The sequence below is a fragment of the Legionella stuttgartensis genome (assembly GCF_977063405.2).
The window spans coordinates 547,800-565,112 of sequence record NZ_CDRUHA020000011.1 but is presented as its reverse complement, the minus strand read 5'-3'; the positions used below and the strand labels follow the sequence as shown (position 1 = coordinate 565,112).

The following is a 17,313-nucleotide window of genomic DNA, read 5'->3' as shown; positions in this document are numbered from 1 at the left end:
AATATATTTTTAAATATTAATAATTATTTCTGGATTAATCTCTTTACTACATCTTGATCTGAAAAAGCATGTTTTACGGAACCAATCTGTTGATAGGCTTCATGTCCTTTGCCTGCAATTAAAATAACATCATTTTCATCGGCTTCATTTAATGCATAAGCAATTGCTTCTTCGCGATCAACAAGTTGAATGACATTGGATGATTTTGTAATACCTTCTGCTATCTCATTAACAATGATTTGTGGATCTTCTGTACGTGGGTTATCACTGGTAATTATGATTTGATCAGCAAGCTTACTTGCAACACCTCCCATCACCGGTCTCTTGCTTTTATCCCTATCACCACCACAACCAAAGACCACCCACAAACGTCCTTTTTTCAATTGATTTAAAGTGAGAAGCGCATTTTCCAAAGCATCGGGGGTATGTGCATAATCAACCAGGACATAGGGTGCATTGGAAATAATTTCCATCCGCCCAGGAGCGGCTTTTAATTGGGTCATTACTTCTACCACCTTTGCAGGTGCATAACCAGAAGCCAATAAACTACTAAATACAGCCAAGCTATTATAAATGTTAAATTGGCCAAGGGCTTTTATTCTCAATTGATGCTGTCCCCATGGCGAGTGAACTTCAATTTCTGTACCTTTTATATCCATAGACCAATCTATGACTTTCACATCACAATTCTGGTGTATTCCATAAGTTACTTTTTTTGCATGTGGCTTAACAGCTGCTGCCATGATTCTTTGATAGGAATCATCTTGATTAATAATCGCCCACTGTAATGATTCTCTGGCAAACAATAATGCTTTTGCAGCTGCATAATTTTCCATAGTGAGATGATAATCGAGATGATCCAGTGTTAAATTAGTAAATATAGCCTGCTTGAATTCAATCGCATCAACTCGATGTTGCGCAAGAGCATGAGAAGAGACTTCCATGCACACTTGACTCATACCTTGATTTTTATATTGGTGTAATAGCTTTTGTAAACAAAGAGAATCAGGTGTTGTATTATCCAATAATTGGAGTTTATCTACATTTCCTTGCCCAATAGTACCAATGTATGCTGCCCCTTGTCCTAATAAATGATGAGCTTGAGCTAATTGATATGCAATTGTAGTTTTGCCGTTAGTACCAGTTACTCCGGTTATATTTAAAAAACGGCCAGGATCATCATAAAACTGCTTGGCAATTGCGGCCAGCTGTGTTGCTAATTCGGGAACAGGAATGCAAGGAACTGAGTCAGGTAATCTGCAATCCTTGGGAAAATGATAAGGATCATAGGCAATGGCAACAGCACCCGCAGAAACGGCTTTACTTATAAAGAAACGACCATCAGCTGCTGCGCCAGCATAAGCGATAAACAGGTCACCTGGTTGAATGCGACGGCTGTCATTTTCCAGACCTGTAACAGTACAATCCGATTTAATGTGATGCATCCAAGGTTTTAATAATTGTGAAAGTTTCATCACTTGGTTCCTAGTAGTTCTAAAAGTAGATGTTTTGTAGGCTGGGTGAAGCGCAGCCGGATTTTATAAAATGATTTTCTCATCCTGAGTTTTCGCCACGCGCCACTCAGGCTACAAAACACGCAGCTACAAAGTGCTCTAAAGATCTTTAACGGCCAAAACTTATCCTACCAACTCATCAGTTGGGATATTAAACAATCGCAAAGCTCCCGACATCACTTTAGCAAACAGGGGCGCTGCAACTGCTGCAGCATAATAACCTTTACGTGAAGGCTCATGAATTATTACTACTACAACAAACTTAGGTTTTGATACGGGTGCAATACCAATAAAACTTGCAGTATATTTTCTGTCTTTATAGCCATCCTTCCCTGCTACACGTGCTGTCCCAGTTTTCCCTGCTACTCGATACCCCGGTACTCTTGCTGATTTTCCGGTACCATCCTTTCCTAAAACTGCTTCCATCATAGACAAAACCTGTTTCGCTGTCTCAGATTTCATTACCTGTACGCCAGGGGTTGGTGGATCATTATGCAGTAAGGTTACTGGAATCAATTTACCTTGATTCGCAAAAACCATATTGGCCTTAGCTAATTGAAGCGCTGTAACTGACAAGCCATAACCAAAGCTTAATGTAGCCAATACAAACGGTTTTGCTTCTTTAACACTAACAATTCCTCCCTCGCTTTCCCCGGGATATGTACTTTCAGTTCGTTGTCCAAAACCACAACGTTGCAGCAATCCAATTAATTGTTCTGGAGGACTGGCTAAAACCATCTTTGTAACCCCAACGTTACTTGAGTGTTGCAACACTCCCGTTACGTCGAGGACGCCATAATTATGAATATCGCGAACTGTCCGACCTTGAACACTCATCCAACTTGGATTCGTATCAATAATCGTAGAGGGTGTGAATAAACCGGTTTCCAATGCACTGGCGATGCTAAACGTTTTGATAACCGAACCGGGTTCGAAAGTATCAGTAACTGCTCTATTTCTATACGTATCTTTATCGTAGTGTCCCCGCGAATTAGGATTATAGGAAGGAACATTAGCCATAGCCAAAATCTCACCGTTTTCTGTATCAACTACGACAACAGAACCTGATTTTGCTGCAAACTCCTCAACCGTTTTATTTAATTCACTGTATGCTAAATATTGTAGCCGTCTATCGATACTCAAAGCCATATCACGTCCAGGGCGCGGTTGTTTCATCACACCTAACTCTTCAATAATTCGTCCTAAACGGTCTTTAATTACTCTTTTTTTACCAACAACGCCCTTTAACCAATCTTGATAGGCAAGTTCAATTCCTTCCAAACCTTGATCATCAACATTAGTAAATCCAACAAGCTGGGAAATACTATCTGAATCAGGATAATAACGTTTGAACTCTTTTTGAAAATTAACACCTGGGATTTTTAGTGTTTTTATTTTTTTAGCCAAGGGAGGAGGCAATTGTCTTTGTAAATAGAGAAATTCTAACTCTTTTTTTTCTGCATCGACGATTTTTCTACTTAATTGCTGGGGAGTAAAACTCAGATATTCGGCTAAAGACATAAATTGTTCTTTGTCAGGTGAAAACTCTTTAGGATTCACCCATACCGACTCTACAGGAGTACTGATTGCTAAAGGGGTACCATTCCTGTCCATAATCATCCCTCGATGTGCAGGAATATCTACAACACGCAAACTGCGGGCATTACCTTGCCCTTGTAGAAATTGGCGATGCAGCACAGTGAGATCAACCATTCGCCAAATCAAAATTAATAAAAGTAATGAAAAAAAAGTAGATACTACAATCAGTCTGTTCAAATGAGTTGAGTTTTTCATGGATACTATCCATCTGTAGCCAGGATGAAGGCAATGCCATAACCTGGGTTTGATTGCACAAAAACTCCCAGGTTACCACCTTGTTCCACCCAGGCTACGTTACACTAAAACTAAATGGTGCAATGGTACTCGTTTAAAACCAAAACTTCTACTGCTGTGCTTGTAACCAATAAGTATTTGTGGACGTTGGTAAAACCATTTGTAATTTTTCGGTAGCTAACTCCTCAACTCGTGCTGGTCTCGCTAAACTTGCTTGTTCTAAGAGTAATTGTCCCCATTGCAGCTGTAAATAGTGACTTAACTGCTCCTGTTGTTCTACTTTACTTAATGTCACTCGATATGAATTGGTACTGTACACAACAGCCAAAGCACTCACTAACACAGCCACTAATAATATAATCAGCATGTATAATGATTTTGACATATGCATATCAGCCAGTTGACCATTAAATAAGGTACCTTGATTGATTACTTTCGCTGCAGCGTTCATGCTAATTTCTCCCCTATTCTAAGTACAGCACTTCGAGATCTAACGTTCTCTTTTACTTCAACTTCTTGTGGCATAATCGCCTTACCTATTCTTTTAAAATTTGTTTTTAATGCTTCATAACGAATGGGCACCTCGGGAGGAGGCTTGGCCCCTTCTTCTTTATCACGCATAAATTGTTTGACTATGCGATCTTCCAGGGAGTGAAAACTAATCACTGCCAGTCTACCTTTAGGCCCTAGAACATTGAGACATTGTTCCAGACAGCTCTTTAAATCATTCAATTCCTGATTTATATAAATCCGTATTGCTTGAAACACTCGAGTTGCTGGATGCTTGTGTTTTTCCCATTTAGGATTTGCTTCTTTAACAATTTCGGCCAACTGCAAGGTTGTTGAAATAGGAGTTACATTTCTGGCAGCAACAATGGCCTTTGCGATACGACCTGCAAAACGTTCCTCACCATATAATCTGAAAACAGAAGCCATTTCTTCTGCCTCGGCCTCATTAACAAATCGTGCGGCACTCATTGGTTGCGATGAATCCATACGCATATCCAATGGTCCTTGCTGCATAAAACTAAATCCTCTTTCTGGATTATCCAATTGTGGTGAAGACACCCCTAAATCCAGCAAAATACCATCTACTTTTCCCAACACACCTGCTTCGGTAGCAAACTCTTCAATTCTTGCAAAGGAACCTTGAAATATATGAAAACGCTTATCTTGACCAAAATGTTCGGTAGCGTATGCAATTGCTTCTAAATCTTTATCTATGGCATATAAACGACCTTGCTCGTTTAAATGACGCATAATTTCCCTACTATGACCTCCGCGGCCAAAAGTACCGTCAAAATAGATGCCGCCGCTTTTGATTGCCAGGCCATCTATTGATTCATGAAGTAATACTGATTGATGCATTGCCATTTTTGTTTCCATTACAAAGAAAACGTTTTCATTTCATCGGGTAACCCACTAGTTCCGGAACTTTCCTCTGCCAACCATTGTTCACGTCGGGTTTCCCAAAGATCCTTATTCCATACTTCAAATTTATTTCCTTGGCCTATCATCACTACATCTTTTTCCAACTGTGCATAATTTCTTAAAACTGTGGGTAAAAGCACCCGTCCATTACCATCTAATTCGACATCAGTCGCATGTCCAATCAATAAACGCTGTATTCTTCGAGCGGCAGCATTAAAACTAGGCAGTTTCTGCAAATTATCTTCAATTATCTGCCATTGAGCCGCGGTGTAGAGCAATAAACATGTCTCCTCCGTATCAATAGTCACCACCAAAGGCGTTTTTTCTTCAGCACCCAGCGCGGAGCGATAACGCGTAGGGATTGCTAAGCGCCCTTTAGTATCAATGGTGATGGCATTTATTCCACGAAACATGTTTTTTTTTATGTGGAAGTTTTTCTCCCTCCACAATTCTCCACTTTTTTATTATTTTACCCCACTTTTCTACACTATAGAAACACATTTCTCCATGCGTCAAGATAAAAAACCACTTTTTAGTTAATTTATTTATGGATTATGAAACAAATGATCAAAAAAAGCTCTTTATGAAAAGATTGTGCTCGATTAGTCGCTGAGGGAAAAAATCACACCGAACTGCAAACTACAACAGAATTCGTGGATTAAAAATGCAAATTATAATGAAGATAATATGCGCAACAGCCTAAACACCACCAAATATAAATTTATAGATAGTATTGTAAAATACGGCCATGTAGTTCATAATTTGATCACGAAAGTATCATTTAATGTGATGATTGGTATAAAGTTTTTGTCGTGAATAAAATGGAGAAAATGTGAGTCAAGACCCCAAACGAGCACAAGTTCAACTCAATATAGATAAAACTCGCAAAGCATGGAACACTCTTGCCGAATGTAATCCGTATAAAAACGCTACGACTATGGAACGAATAAATGAAAGGATAGCATTACACTTGATGTACAATGAAATGGCAGAAAAAGACTCTTGGTATGAGCAACAAACTTTATATACAACAAAATTTTTACCAGCCTTTTATAAATATAAAGACCGCTTCATTCAATCAGCTGAACAAATAATGCAGGAAGATAACCCAAATAATAAACGTCAATTTGAAATAGGTACAAAACAATATTATCAAGCTCTAAAACTTCTTCGAAATTGTCAACTGGTGATAAATGAATCCTTGTTTATGTACAATCGAGTAAATGGAGAACATTTTGAACAGAAAATTGAGTTTTTACAGACGCAATACAAACTTCTAGAAGAAGAGGTTAATATTTTTAAAACAAAAGTAAACGAGGTTTCTTTTCATTTTGAAGACAAAAAAATGAAATACTTTAAAGATCAAGAAATCTCTCTACCAACAATAGCTACGAAATATGAAAAAGCATATGAGGACTCCTATGGTAGATTTTGGGGATGGATTAAAAGTCTCTTTCAAAAGAGCGACAGAGTCCAAGAGCTTAAATTTTTAAAAACCATTTCAGAACACAGCGACTGTGATAAGTTAATTCAAGTTCAAGCAGCAACTTTAGTACATAATAAAATTCGCGCATCAGAATTATTTGGTAGAGGAAGCCAGCTTGCTCTAATCTTGGAGAGCTTTTTAAAAGGAAAAGATCCAGAGGTAGGAGAGCATGGAAATTTAGTTCAATTTCTTCAAGACCATGAAGAAATAAAGAAACTCATGCCAAAAAGCTTAAAAGAATATTTTGAAGAGAACCAACAAGAATATAATCAAGGGATAATTAATGCGGTTCGCTTTTGATACCCTTTCCAGCTCAGCAATCTTTGCTAAAAGTGTTGATATGATTTTTTCGTAGCCGTTCCTGCTGCGGCTATTTAATTATAACCGCATTATTTTTTAGATATTTTTTTACATTAATTTAATACGCACCGTTTTGCTGGAGAGCCCTCGCTGTGCTCGGGATTACGGTGGGGAGTTACTACTATATATGAATGAATTTTGTATCTTGTTCAATTAAATCAATGATTCATCAATGCAGCCAACCTTATGCCTTGCAAAACCAAGTCAGGAACCAGATGATCATATAAGCCCTGTTTTTCAAATAAAGAAGCAAACCCCCCTGTTGCTAATACTAATGCTTTCTCAGCACCAAAAGCCTCCTGATTTAGGCGTTGAATTAATTCACGGCAAGCGCCAATTGCACCGTAATAAACACCCGATTGAATACTTTCTATCGTCGAACGCCCCACTGAATTTTCAGTTTTTATGATTTCTACAGCAGGTAATTTAGCTGTATTTTTTGATAACGCATCAACTGAGAGTCTAACCCCTGGTAAAATTGCGCCTCCCATATATGCTTTTTGAGCACTGATGACACAAAAAGTAGTTGCGGTGCCAAAATCAATAACAATCACGTTTTGATTTGGATGGCTATGGGTTGCAGCAATAGCATTGGCGATTCGGTCAGCACCAACTTCTATAGGGTTACGATATTTGATATTAAGACCTGTTTTAACTCCTACCTGTAACAAAAAAGGTTCTAAAGAAAAGTATTTAACACATGCTGAACGCAATGAATAATCAATTTGAGGCACTACAGAACAAATACCAATTTGTTTAATTGCTTCAGGAGAACAATTGTTTTCTCTTAAAACACTTTTCAAAAAGATGCCCAGTTCATCAGATGTACTTACGGTAGAAGTGTGACGAAAACGCAACTTTATCTCTTCTCCATCAAAAACACCACCATAGATATGAGAGTTTCCAACATCAATACAAAGAATCATAATGTCATGCGTCCAGGTTAAAAAACACGATAGTAAATTGCGATGCTTTTATTAGCAAGTTATTAGTCCGCAAAATGAATGAATTTATAATAGACTTCTTCGGAAATTCGCTACAGAAAGAGGAGTACAAGAAGACACGGAGCGCAGAACTGGAGTGTACACGCAAGTATATGAGGATTCGAGCAGCATCTCGATCAAGCGATCCTTTCTCTGTAATAGATTTTCCGAAGTACTCTGAATGAAAAAGCCCTGCTTTACGCAGGGCAGAAGTGGAGATTATGTCTTCAATATAGCAACATATTGATGCCTATTGATTAGTAGGGTTTAACAATTACTGTAGTACCAATATCAGCAAAATCTTCGTTTAACCATTTTGCTGCACTAGGTAAAACACGGATGCAACCATGACTCGCATTATAGTTAGGTACTTCGTACGCAGCATGAATTGAATATCCCCCATGGAAATGCATACAGTATGGCATTTTTGCACCGCCATGGGTTTCTAATGGATAAATACTGGAAGTACAATCTTCACCTTTTTTAGAGTAAACACTGAATGTCCCTGTCACAGTATGACATGGTTTACCTGCATCCTCACAGAAATCCTTACCCCCAGAAGCACTACCGGTATTTACCCTATTACCTTCTCTATCGTAAGCTGCCCATGCTGTTGCTTTAGGGTCAAATACAATAACTTTTTTTCCTGTAGCAGGTCTTTTCATGGGAAAGTAATTTGAACCCTTATGGTCTGATTGCATACTCATCGTATAATGAGTGTTGCCAGCATCATCAACTATAGGGACTGACCTATCCATGGAAGCACAGGATGTTGCTAAAGCACACACTGGTACCAACACTAGATATTTTTTCACTTTATTTCTCCCTCTTTTTTCTTAGTTATCGGGAGATTTAAAAATAGGTTTAGGTATTTTTATAAATTTTTTTTACACTGTGTGTTTTTTATGAACTCTACGATCATTAAATGATTGCTTTTTTGGTTGTTTTGGAAGCATAAATCGAATGGCATTCATTAACTGTTTATCAGTACATTCAAAGCATCCACCTCTTGCCGGCATTGCATTTAAACCCTCATCAGTATGTTTAAAAAGCACGTTCATTCCTTGTTTTAAACGCATTTTCCAATCAGCTTCTTCGCCAATTCTTGGTGCACCTAGAGGGATTAATGGTTTATTTGCATGACAATTGGCACAAAAATGATGATAGATTTGTTCACCTTCATTTTTGCTACCACTAATTGATTGCAAAAACTCTTGAGGATGATGGGTTTTTGCATACACCGGTAGTTGGCATATCAATAAAATGACTACATAAATACTGAAACGAATCATCATGTAATATTCTCCAAAATATTGGCACAATATTTGCAGCTTACCGCAAGTTACTCAAAGAGGGATTATTTGTGAACAAGTGCATACTAAGTGTTTTACTATTTTTTGCAAGCACAGAATTACATGCTGATGCAATTCAGTCGCCTGATATATTAACAAATAAAATAGAACATCATATACGTAATGAACTTTCTTCATATAAAGAAGGAACAGTTCGAGTTACAGCAGATAAAATTGATTCTCGTTTAAATCTCAAAGCATGTGCCGAGGATCAATTGGTTGTCTTTAACCCCTATCAATCTCCCATCTTAAGCACCAGTACGATGGGTATTAAATGTCAAGAAAATGATAATCACTGGTCGTTATATGTTCCTGTTAAAATAACCGTATTAAAAACGATCTATGTCGCCAAACGAGCCCTAATAAAAGGCAATCGACTTACTGAAGATGACATCTATCAAACAGAAATGGATGTGCAACGTTTGAACAAAGGCTATTTTACTGAAAAGGATTTATTAGTAGGGCAAATCTGTAAACAAAATATTTCACCGAATAGCCCACTGAATCCTCATAATATTGAGGCAGCAAAATTGATTAATAAAGGAGAACGTGTTTCTATCGTAGTCAATGATAATAATTTAACTATAAGTATGGATGGTGTAGCTATGGAAGAAGGTTCTCTAGGTGACACCATTAAAGTGCGTAATCTTTCTTCCAAAAAAATTATTGAAGCTCAGATTACTGATGCAAAAAAAGTGAATGTTATTATCTAAAAAAATCAATAACTAATTAAATTTTACTAAAGATTTTAAAAAAACGGCCGATACATATAGAAGTCAAACGTGATTGAGGATAAATTATGTTTAATCAAATTAGTGATGCAGTTCCTGTAAAAACTCTAGATGCAGACAATCGATTGAAAACAAAACATCAAGAAAAAATTAAAAGTTTGATTGAAGATCCCTCTTCACTCGTCAGTATAAGTGACACCTCCAAACAATTAGAGGCAATAAAAAACTCCCTTAAGGAAGTCTCTGAAATCAACGATGCTCGAGTTTTATATTTTAAAACTGAAATAGCGCTAGGAAACTATCAGATTGATAGTGACAAAATTGCCATGAAAATGTTAAATGTAGAACCTGCTTAATTTCTAAGGGCTATTATATGGATAATAAGAAGAACTTATTGAGTAGCTGTTTGACCCAAGAAATTAATTGGATAGAACTGCTCAATTCTTTATTGGTTGATGAAAAAGAAATATTAATATCTCGAGAATTTAAGAGACTTGAAGAGTTTGCAAATAAAAAACAGGAATTATCGAATAAGTTAGAAGAAAGTGCTAAACAACGGCTGCAACTTCTTAATCATACCAATCCCAATCAAACAATAAATCAGGTTTTAACTGAATTTCTTAAAGATTGCAGTGCTGAAGAGGTAAATGAGATCAACCAGTTAAATACCAAGCTTGCTGAACTTCTCACACGCTGTCGCGAATTAAATGCAGTCAATGGACAAGTAATAGCTAACAATCTTTATGTGCGTCAAGAAATTGTCAATACACTGTCAGGAAATCAAGAAAACGCGATCAGTGTCTATACTTCCCAGGGTAACATTGAGTCAACAAAAGATAATTCACATCATCAAGAAGCCTAAAAATACAATACTTCTGGGTGAAAGCAGAGCTGAACCCAGAAAAAACCTCAATCAACAACCCATCCCTAATGAAACACAGCCAAACACAAGTATTATTTTTACACAATAAAATAAAAATAGGTATAATAGGATAAAAATTTATTTTAATTGATATGAAATTCTTTTCAAAAAAATATGACAGTACAGTTGTAGTTGAATTTTTCTCTGATAAGTCGACCAAAGAGAGTGCAATAAGGGAAAATTCTAAAAACTTGTTAGGTACTCATTTTAAAGAAGAAAATCGATTGTTTTATTCAGCTCTACTTGAAAGTTATCCTGACCTGAGTCACCTCACTTCTCAATCTCGTTTATGCTTGATCGGACACAGTGCTCAAGGAAAACAAAAATTTTCCGGCTGTGACGTAGATATGCTGGTAGAACGTTTAGTAGAGGATTGTTCATTAAGCGCAGTCAAACGAATTACGTTCATCGCATGCCATCTTGGAGGTGCGAAAGCATTCATAGAGAAGCTCCAATTAAAATTAGCTGATGAAAATATTTATACTGAGATTGCTGCTTATAAAGCCTATTTGGTTGTTGATAGTTCAGGACATCGCTGGGTTGATTTAGGTGCACATGATGGCCTGGTCGAAGCACGGAAACAAAAAATTGTAATGGGGTGGGAAAAAGGTCCTCAGGGCACTCCACCGAAACAGGTTGTTTTAGTAGATACGAATGAAATTAACCCGCATTATGAAGATAAGCTATCTGACGAGAGTTATGAGAATGCTGAACAAATCCCATTCCAAATGACTTAGAACCTAAGACAGGAAAAGAAATTTAAGCATGTTTCAGGAGCCACTACTTTAGCCCGCCCTTACCAAAAGATACTTCAGAATAAGAAAAACTTAAAATTCCTGGGTTTCGCACTAATCCATTCAGGCAAGGATGCGTCATCCCGAACGTAGAGAGGGATCTCCAAAAATGGTTATGAATAAAATCGGGAGATCCTTCCTTATAAACTAGTCAGGATGACATGGTGGTGAATGCTTCGTAGCTATTGACAACTGACATTAGAATTCACGAGAGTTATCGCATACGAAGAGCTCCATCCAAACGAATCACCTCACCATTTATCATTCCATTTTCAATGATATGAGCTACTAATGAAGCAAATTCATCAGGTTTCCCAAATCGCTTGGGAAAGGTCATAGTTGCTATCAAATTGTCTTGAACTTCTTGCGGCATATTCAACAGCATAGGCGTAGCGATTAACCCGGGAGCTATTGTATTCACTCGAATTGCAAACTGAGCTAACTCGCGTGCAGCAGGAAGCGTCATGGCGACAACTCCGCCCTTGGAGGCACTGTATGCAGCTTGGCCAATTTGTCCTTCAAACGCCGCAATTGAAGCTGTGTTAATAATGACTCCCCGCTCCTGGGAACTACTTTCCAGTTCTAAACTGCTCATTGCATGTGCTGCAACCCTCATAACATTGAAGGTACCAATGAGATTTACATCAATAACTTGTCTAAAGGCTGCTAAAGGCATCGCTCCTTCTTTTCCAACGATACGTTTTGCTGGGGCAATCCCTGCACAATTAACACAAACTCTTGGGGCTCCTAATTGCTCAATGGTTTGTTGCATTGCCTTTTCGACCGATTCATCGCTGGTTACGTCGCAGCTGATAAATAAATCGGCTTCGCTTTGATCGTCTACTTGCTTATCCCATGCCACAACTCGCATTCCACGCGTTTGCAGATATTGTACACTTGCCTTTCCCATACCTGAAGCACCACCTGTTATCAATGCGATTTGATTCGTAAAATTCACTTTATTCTCCATAATTTGTAGTTTGGGTACAGCGTATCGAAACCCGGGAAATTTAGTTTGTTAACCTGGGTTTGCTACGCGTGGCACCCAGGCTACAATAAACTTGAGTCAATTATATTTAATGTAAACAGGCCCTAAAAAAACTCCTTACTCAGTTGTTTGAACTCGGGAGTGCCTGCTTTTCTTAACCATTCAAAAAATACCATTTCGGAAGTAATCAAATGAACCCCTTCATTTTTCATTCGTTTCAGTCCATATTTCATATTTTGTTCACCCCGACAGCTTACTGCGTCAACAACAACAAAAACATCAAATCCGGCTTCTCTCATTTCTAATGCAGTTTGCAAAACACAAACATGTGTTTCTATACCGATAAGAATTAATTGCCTTTTATGAAGCTGCTTTAATTGCTCCACATATTTAGGTTCACCCATACAGGAAAAGCTTACCTTATCAATACATTGTTGTGGATCAAAATACGATTGAAATTGCTGCAGAGTTGAACCAAGACCTTGCGGGTATTGTTCACTAACCAGAATGGGTACGTCGATTTTTCTGGCTAATTTTAAAAGCCATTCACAACGCGCAATAAATGCTTCACTATTCAGTACGGCTGGTGTTAATTTTTCTTGCACATCAACCAATAATAAAAGTGAATCCTCTTTATTAAGTAACATCCTTATTCTCCATTAATTTTAAGACTTATAAAAGCATACAGCCTGGATTTGAAACTTCAATCCAGGCTGTACCTATTAGCAGAAAAAACTCGAGTAAAAGCTATATCCCTGCTATATCAATTGTTTTCATTTTAACATCCATTTGCTTATTACCACGCTGAATGGATACAGTTATTTGCTCTCCTACTCTTATTTCGGTAAGCATATTGTATAAAACATCGTAGTTGGGAACAGCATGTCCATTAAGTGCAACAATAATATCACCTAACTGGACACGACCCCAAGCATCTCGGTGAGTACCTCGCAAATGAATTTTAGCTGCAGGTGTATTGTCTAGAACATCTGCAATTAATATCCCTTTGCGTATGCCTAGTTGACGAGCAACCTTAGGCGGCACGCTTTGAATACCTATGCCAGACAAAACAACTCGACCATTTTTAATAATTTGCGTCACAATACGATCAATATCATCAGCAGGTACAGCAAAACCAATTCCGGCAGACGAACCCGACTGAGAATAAATCATCGTGTTCATACCAATTAACTGCCCGGCGCTATTCAATAACGGACCACCTGAGTTTCCTGGATTAATTGGAGTATCTGTTTGAATCATATTGCGAATTGTAACTCCGCCAATACCAGGAACCTTTCTCCCTAAGGCCGAAATTACCCCCTTAGACAAACTATGATCCAGACCAAAAGGATTACCAATCGCAATCGCCTTTTGTCCCACCATGAGCTCATGCAGATGTACCACTTCAAATGGTTTAAATGCTTTAAGTAACGCCAAAGCTTGCGGTGACTCAATCTTTAATACAGCGATGTCCTTACGTGGTTCTGCACCAACAACCTTAGCCGGCACTGTCAAATTACCTAAAGTAATAGCCAACTTGTCAGCGCCTTTGATGACATGGAAATTAGTAACTATATACCCATTGTTATTCCACACAATTCCAGAACCCGCGCCATCTGGCACTTGTTTTTTCTGCAACGATCGGTTGGTTATTGTTGCTAACCGATGAACATACACTACCTTTGGTGCTGCGTCATGAAATACTGTCACCGTATTTTGTTCATCAGGAAGAAGAGAGTTTACACCTGTGCTATGCCCCGGCAAAGCCAGAATAGAACATAACATAAATGTCATAAACCATAAAAAACGATGTTTTGCCATCAATATATTCTCCACCAATTAGCTAAAAATTTTGCATTCCTGCAAAAAATGCAAGTTGAATTGTAATATAAACAATCAAAAATGTCACTAAATGGGTTAGAAGATTAATTTTCAAGCAAATGTTATTGAATGATTTCTATCCTCCTCCTTCTCTTCATTAGGTAGGCTATCGTGACGCTTATTTTGGTGGGACTTGGCATCTTTAAGTACCTGATTTTCTTGTTGCTTTGCTGGCGGATTATTTATTTCGTGTTGCATTTTATCAACCTCAACACGTGCAACATGCTCTACTCGCGTTTGGATCAACGAAATGCCAGGACTAACCCCAAAATATTGCATCAAAAATTGAATTGGAATCATCAGCATATCTTTAAAAGTCGTCGTTGAAGCTTCGATACTTTTCACTGCTATGATTTCTGTATTATCGATATGACGTAGATATACTTTTTCCAATAGCGCTGAATGCTGTTTGTATACATTATCCAAACTTTCATTTCGAACTTTTTCTTGGTTTAAAAGAAATTTTTGAAAATCAGTATGCGCATCCCATAGAAGCCCTCTTCTTTCTTGTAATTGCTTAAGATCCGTATCATAAAAGGCAATTTCACGATCAATTTCCTCTCTTAAGCGATCACATGCAATTTTACGCTCAGATGAAATTTCCCCACTAACGATACAACCAGATTCTTTTATAATAGCCTTGGCATAACGCTCAACTAACTCTGTTTTTTTACTTAAAATCTCCTCTATTTTAGTATCTATGTACCTAATTGCATCTTTATTCGTACCAAGCACTTGGTAATGAGAATCAAAGCGCTTCTCGCTTTGCATTTGAGTACGCATTTTTTCTAGTTCTTTGACTTCCAGAGATAAGGCCCTACTTTGAGCCGTATCATTTAATTGCTTGTCTCTGCTCAGCAGAATTTGTCTAATAAATGCAGACAACACAACAACCGTTCCCAATACTGCAGCACAAATAAGCGCTATACTAACTGGCTCCATAATCAACTCCTCGAATGAGACAAATGAATCAATTGAGTATGAATTTCAATTGCAAAATACTCGCTAAAAGTTTGATATGAATCAATCGTTGGCCATTGATCAGGTAGGCTTGACATACGACTCATGGCTGCTGAGAAAATTGGTAGATAATGCTCTTTAATGAACGGTTTTATTTCTGTCAAATTAGAAAAATTCCTCACTAAAGCGGTAGCATTTTCTTCCAAATGCGATAATTCTACTTTTTCAATAACATCCATCAAATCCTCTTGCCCCTCTAGAGATTTTTTAATCCAATCGAGCAAAGCTGCACGAGGCTGAATAAGCAATAATTGATGACTTGTTTCTATCGAAGGCTCCATCAACACAATATGGTTGTGTAGTTCAAATTTAAAACAACATAGAAAATCAAGAAAGTTGGTTTCAATTTCATGACGCGCTTTATCACCTAACCAACGACAAATTTCATGGCGAAACATTTTTGAAAAATGTTTTTCTATTTCATCTAAAGTTGCATCATCCGAATTTTGTTTTGGCAACACATAAGCCGTATTATCAATTTGTAATAATCTAAGATCCGGTAGTTTTGTATCAGGTAGTTGTGAAGCAAGAAATGATAAAAAAACAGCCGTAGGCTTTAATACCACTATTTCATGTTGGCTATGGCGCATAATCTCTCCTTGATTTTGAACCTAAATCTCTCACCAACAGATTTACAGCACACTCTTTTTCCATTGAACCTGCGCGTTCACTTAAGATCTTTTTTGTCTTTAAACAGTTAAACTCTTGTTTGATGAAAAAATCTTAAAAACTCACCATCTCAATGTAATAAGCGCGTCGCTACAATCTTTAGCAAAATGATTCAGCTTGATTTGACTCATCCTGAGTACAACAGGCCCCCTATTTAAAACGATAGACCATATATCGACACTTCGCGAGTGAACTTTAATTTTTTCATAATATTGACCCGGGACATTACTTTTTTTACAGTACGCCAATAATAAAGAATCAAAGAATAACGCACGTGGATAAACAAAATTTATATAAAAAATTTAGTAAACCATTACTCAATTGGTTTGCTCTTCATGGGCGTAAAAACCTACCGTGGCAATTACCTCGAACGCCCTACAGGGTATGGATTTCCGAGATTATGCTCCAGCAAACCCAAGTGCAAACTGTTATCCCTTACTTCGAACGTTTTATGCAACGATTTCCTAACATTTACGCTCTAGCTCAAGCAAATGAAGATGAAGTACTTTCTTTATGGTCAGGACTTGGTTATTACAGTCGCGCTAGAAATCTTCATCAAACAGCAAAAAAAGTGATACAAAACCATGACGGTGTTTTACCTGCCGATTATCAGTTATTAGAAGCTCTACCAGGAATTGGTCCATCTACTGCAGCAGCCATTGTGTCGCAAGCCTTTAACCAACCAGTTGCTATTCTTGATGGTAATGTAAAACGAGTTCTGACGCGCTTTTTCACAATTAAAGGTTATCCTGAACAAACACAAATAAAAAAAACATTATGGGAACTCGCTAATTCCTGTATGCCTCAAGACCACTGCGCTGACTACACTCAAGCGATTATGGATTTAGGAGCCATGTGTTGTACCCCTAAAAATCCGAATTGCCTTAATTGCCCTTTACAGAAAAGTTGTCTGGCATTTAAACATAAAGAGCAACATCTATATCCGACAAGAAAAATAAAAAAACCATTACCCACCCAACACCAGCAATTACTCGTCTTATATAATGATCAAGGCCACATTTATTTAGAAAAAAGACCCCCTGTAGGACTATGGGGAGGGTTATGGTGTTTGCCCAATCTAGATGAAGGCGATTGCCCTCTTGATTTCATTCGTTTGAACTATGATTTATCAGGAGAGTCCCCCCAAAAACTAATGGCTTTTAAACATCGTTTCAGCCATTTTAATTTAGAAATCAATGCGTTCAGCATAAAAACTAAAGTTTTAGGTAAAGTATTGTCTGAAAAACAAGGGCAGTGGTTTGCTAAAGAACAAATAAGCGCTTTAGGATTAGCTCAGCCTACCAGCAAAATATTATCTTTTCATTACAATATGTATATTTAAAGCGCTC

19 protein-coding genes are annotated in these 17,313 nt (G+C 37.7%); 6 read left to right on the top strand and 13 right to left on the bottom strand.

The window, feature by feature from the left end; translation table 11 throughout:
• Nucleotides 1-23 precede the first annotated feature (23 nt).
• From ACWTEW_RS04740 to mraZ, 5 genes are all read right to left on the bottom strand, one after another.
• A complete protein-coding gene (locus ACWTEW_RS04740; RefSeq protein ID WP_454780615.1) occupies nucleotides 24-1,475 on the bottom strand; it encodes a UDP-N-acetylmuramoyl-L-alanyl-D-glutamate--2,6-diaminopimelate ligase in 1,452 nt (483 codons plus the stop codon).
• Between the two features lie 162 nt (nucleotides 1,476-1,637).
• Complete coding sequence (locus ACWTEW_RS04735) at nucleotides 1,638-3,308, bottom strand: peptidoglycan D,D-transpeptidase FtsI family protein (RefSeq protein ID WP_454780614.1); 1,671 nt, start codon at nucleotides 3,306-3,308, stop codon at nucleotides 1,638-1,640.
• A 148-nt stretch (nucleotides 3,309-3,456) separates the two neighbouring features.
• On the bottom strand, nucleotides 3,457-3,798 hold the full coding sequence (gene ftsL, locus ACWTEW_RS04730; protein ID WP_454780613.1) for a cell division protein FtsL: 342 nt from the start codon (nucleotides 3,796-3,798) through the stop codon (nucleotides 3,457-3,459).
• Entirely contained in the window at nucleotides 3,795-4,721 is a 927-nt protein-coding gene (gene rsmH, locus ACWTEW_RS04725) for a 16S rRNA (cytosine(1402)-N(4))-methyltransferase RsmH (RefSeq protein ID WP_454780612.1), read from the bottom strand. The genes ftsL and rsmH overlap by 4 nt, the downstream gene beginning before the upstream one ends.
• 11 nt (nucleotides 4,722-4,732) lie before the next feature.
• The gene (gene mraZ / locus ACWTEW_RS04720; RefSeq protein WP_454780611.1) at nucleotides 4,733-5,191 is read right to left on the bottom strand and encodes a division/cell wall cluster transcriptional repressor MraZ; all 459 of its coding nucleotides are present in this window, start codon (nucleotides 5,189-5,191) and stop codon (nucleotides 4,733-4,735) included.
• 524 nt (nucleotides 5,192-5,715) lie between these two features.
• On the opposite strand from mraZ, the gene ACWTEW_RS04715 reads away from it, so the two are divergent.
• Nucleotides 5,716-6,564: a hypothetical protein gene (locus ACWTEW_RS04715; protein WP_454780610.1), complete on the top strand. Its 849-nt coding sequence runs from the start codon at nucleotides 5,716-5,718 to the stop codon at nucleotides 6,562-6,564.
• Nucleotides 6,565-6,782: 218 nt separating this feature from the next.
• Here ACWTEW_RS04715 and ACWTEW_RS04710 read toward each other — a convergent pair whose 3' ends face one another.
• From ACWTEW_RS04710 to ACWTEW_RS04700, 3 genes are all read right to left on the bottom strand, one after another.
• Entirely contained in the window at nucleotides 6,783-7,550 is a 768-nt protein-coding gene (locus tag ACWTEW_RS04710; RefSeq protein ID WP_454780609.1) for a type III pantothenate kinase, read from the bottom strand.
• A gap of 314 nt (nucleotides 7,551-7,864) precedes the next feature.
• The gene (locus ACWTEW_RS04705; RefSeq protein WP_454780608.1) at nucleotides 7,865-8,422 is read right to left on the bottom strand and encodes a L,D-transpeptidase; all 558 of its coding nucleotides are present in this window, start codon (nucleotides 8,420-8,422) and stop codon (nucleotides 7,865-7,867) included.
• Between the two features lie 72 nt (nucleotides 8,423-8,494).
• Entirely contained in the window at nucleotides 8,495-8,902 is a 408-nt protein-coding gene (locus ACWTEW_RS04700; RefSeq protein WP_454780607.1) for a c-type cytochrome, read from the bottom strand.
• A gap of 68 nt (nucleotides 8,903-8,970) precedes the next feature.
• Here ACWTEW_RS04700 and flgA point away from each other — a divergent pair, with 68 nt between their 5' ends.
• From flgA to ACWTEW_RS04680, 4 genes are all read left to right on the top strand, one after another.
• A complete protein-coding gene (flgA, locus tag ACWTEW_RS04695) occupies nucleotides 8,971-9,672 on the top strand; it encodes a flagellar basal body P-ring formation chaperone FlgA (protein WP_454780606.1) in 702 nt (233 codons plus the stop codon).
• 86 nt (nucleotides 9,673-9,758) lie between these two features.
• Nucleotides 9,759-10,046 (top strand): flagellar biosynthesis anti-sigma factor FlgM, encoded by a 288-nt coding sequence (flgM, locus tag ACWTEW_RS04690; protein WP_454780605.1) that lies wholly within the window; start codon nucleotides 9,759-9,761, stop codon nucleotides 10,044-10,046.
• 17 nt (nucleotides 10,047-10,063) lie between these two features.
• Nucleotides 10,064-10,552, top strand: coding sequence for a flagella synthesis protein FlgN (locus tag ACWTEW_RS04685; protein ID WP_454780604.1), 489 nt, complete (start codon nucleotides 10,064-10,066; stop codon nucleotides 10,550-10,552).
• 152 nt (nucleotides 10,553-10,704) lie between these two features.
• A complete protein-coding gene (locus tag ACWTEW_RS04680) occupies nucleotides 10,705-11,349 on the top strand; it encodes a C80 family cysteine peptidase (protein WP_454780603.1) in 645 nt (214 codons plus the stop codon).
• A 271-nt stretch (nucleotides 11,350-11,620) separates the two neighbouring features.
• Here the strand turns inward: ACWTEW_RS04680 and ACWTEW_RS04675 are convergent, their stop codons facing one another.
• From ACWTEW_RS04675 to ACWTEW_RS04655, 5 genes are all read right to left on the bottom strand, one after another.
• A complete protein-coding gene (locus ACWTEW_RS04675) occupies nucleotides 11,621-12,364 on the bottom strand; it encodes an SDR family NAD(P)-dependent oxidoreductase (protein WP_454780602.1) in 744 nt (247 codons plus the stop codon).
• Nucleotides 12,365-12,498: 134 nt separating this feature from the next.
• The gene (locus ACWTEW_RS04670; protein ID WP_454780601.1) at nucleotides 12,499-13,041 is read right to left on the bottom strand and encodes an isochorismatase family protein; all 543 of its coding nucleotides are present in this window, start codon (nucleotides 13,039-13,041) and stop codon (nucleotides 12,499-12,501) included.
• A gap of 100 nt (nucleotides 13,042-13,141) precedes the next feature.
• A complete protein-coding gene (locus tag ACWTEW_RS04665; protein ID WP_454780600.1) occupies nucleotides 13,142-14,215 on the bottom strand; it encodes a S1C family serine protease in 1,074 nt (357 codons plus the stop codon).
• Nucleotides 14,216-14,326: 111 nt separating this feature from the next.
• Complete coding sequence (locus ACWTEW_RS04660; protein WP_454780599.1) at nucleotides 14,327-15,217, bottom strand: hypothetical protein; 891 nt, start codon at nucleotides 15,215-15,217, stop codon at nucleotides 14,327-14,329.
• 2 nt (nucleotides 15,218-15,219) lie between these two features.
• Entirely contained in the window at nucleotides 15,220-15,885 is a 666-nt protein-coding gene (locus ACWTEW_RS04655; RefSeq protein ID WP_454780598.1) for a hypothetical protein, read from the bottom strand.
• Between the two features lie 353 nt (nucleotides 15,886-16,238).
• Here ACWTEW_RS04655 and mutY point away from each other — a divergent pair, with 353 nt between their 5' ends.
• A complete protein-coding gene (gene mutY, locus ACWTEW_RS04650) occupies nucleotides 16,239-17,306 on the top strand; it encodes an A/G-specific adenine glycosylase (protein WP_454780597.1) in 1,068 nt (355 codons plus the stop codon).
• The last annotated feature ends 7 nt before the right edge of the window (nucleotides 17,307-17,313 follow it).

Excerpts from the sequence above, each read along its gene's own strand:
- rsmH (WP_454780612.1), bottom strand. The coding sequence starts at position 4,721 with ATGGCAATGCATCAATCAGTATTACTTCATGAATCAATAGATGGCCTG.
- mraZ (WP_454780611.1), bottom strand. The coding sequence starts at position 5,191 with ATGTTTCGTGGAATAAATGCCATCACCATTGATACTAAAGGGCGCTTA.
- flgM (WP_454780605.1), top strand. The coding sequence starts at position 9,759 with ATGTTTAATCAAATTAGTGATGCAGTTCCTGTAAAAACTCTAGATGCA.
- ACWTEW_RS04740 (WP_454780615.1), bottom strand. The coding sequence starts at position 1,475 with ATGAAACTTTCACAATTATTAAAACCTTGGATGCATCACATTAAATCG.
- ACWTEW_RS04685 (WP_454780604.1), top strand. The coding sequence starts at position 10,064 with ATGGATAATAAGAAGAACTTATTGAGTAGCTGTTTGACCCAAGAAATT.
- ftsL (WP_454780613.1), bottom strand. The coding sequence starts at position 3,798 with ATGAACGCTGCAGCGAAAGTAATCAATCAAGGTACCTTATTTAATGGT.
- ACWTEW_RS04680 (WP_454780603.1), top strand. The coding sequence starts at position 10,705 with ATGAAATTCTTTTCAAAAAAATATGACAGTACAGTTGTAGTTGAATTT.
- ACWTEW_RS04660 (WP_454780599.1), bottom strand. The coding sequence starts at position 15,217 with ATGGAGCCAGTTAGTATAGCGCTTATTTGTGCTGCAGTATTGGGAACG.
- ACWTEW_RS04710 (WP_454780609.1), bottom strand. The coding sequence starts at position 7,550 with ATGATTCTTTGTATTGATGTTGGAAACTCTCATATCTATGGTGGTGTT.
- ACWTEW_RS04670 (WP_454780601.1), bottom strand. The coding sequence starts at position 13,041 with ATGTTACTTAATAAAGAGGATTCACTTTTATTATTGGTTGATGTGCAA.
- ACWTEW_RS04715 (WP_454780610.1), top strand. The coding sequence starts at position 5,716 with ATGGAACGAATAAATGAAAGGATAGCATTACACTTGATGTACAATGAA.
- ACWTEW_RS04665 (WP_454780600.1), bottom strand. The coding sequence starts at position 14,215 with ATGGCAAAACATCGTTTTTTATGGTTTATGACATTTATGTTATGTTCT.
- ACWTEW_RS04735 (WP_454780614.1), bottom strand. The coding sequence starts at position 3,308 with ATGAAAAACTCAACTCATTTGAACAGACTGATTGTAGTATCTACTTTT.
- ACWTEW_RS04700 (WP_454780607.1), bottom strand. The coding sequence starts at position 8,902 with ATGATGATTCGTTTCAGTATTTATGTAGTCATTTTATTGATATGCCAA.
- ACWTEW_RS04655 (WP_454780598.1), bottom strand. The coding sequence starts at position 15,885 with ATGCGCCATAGCCAACATGAAATAGTGGTATTAAAGCCTACGGCTGTT.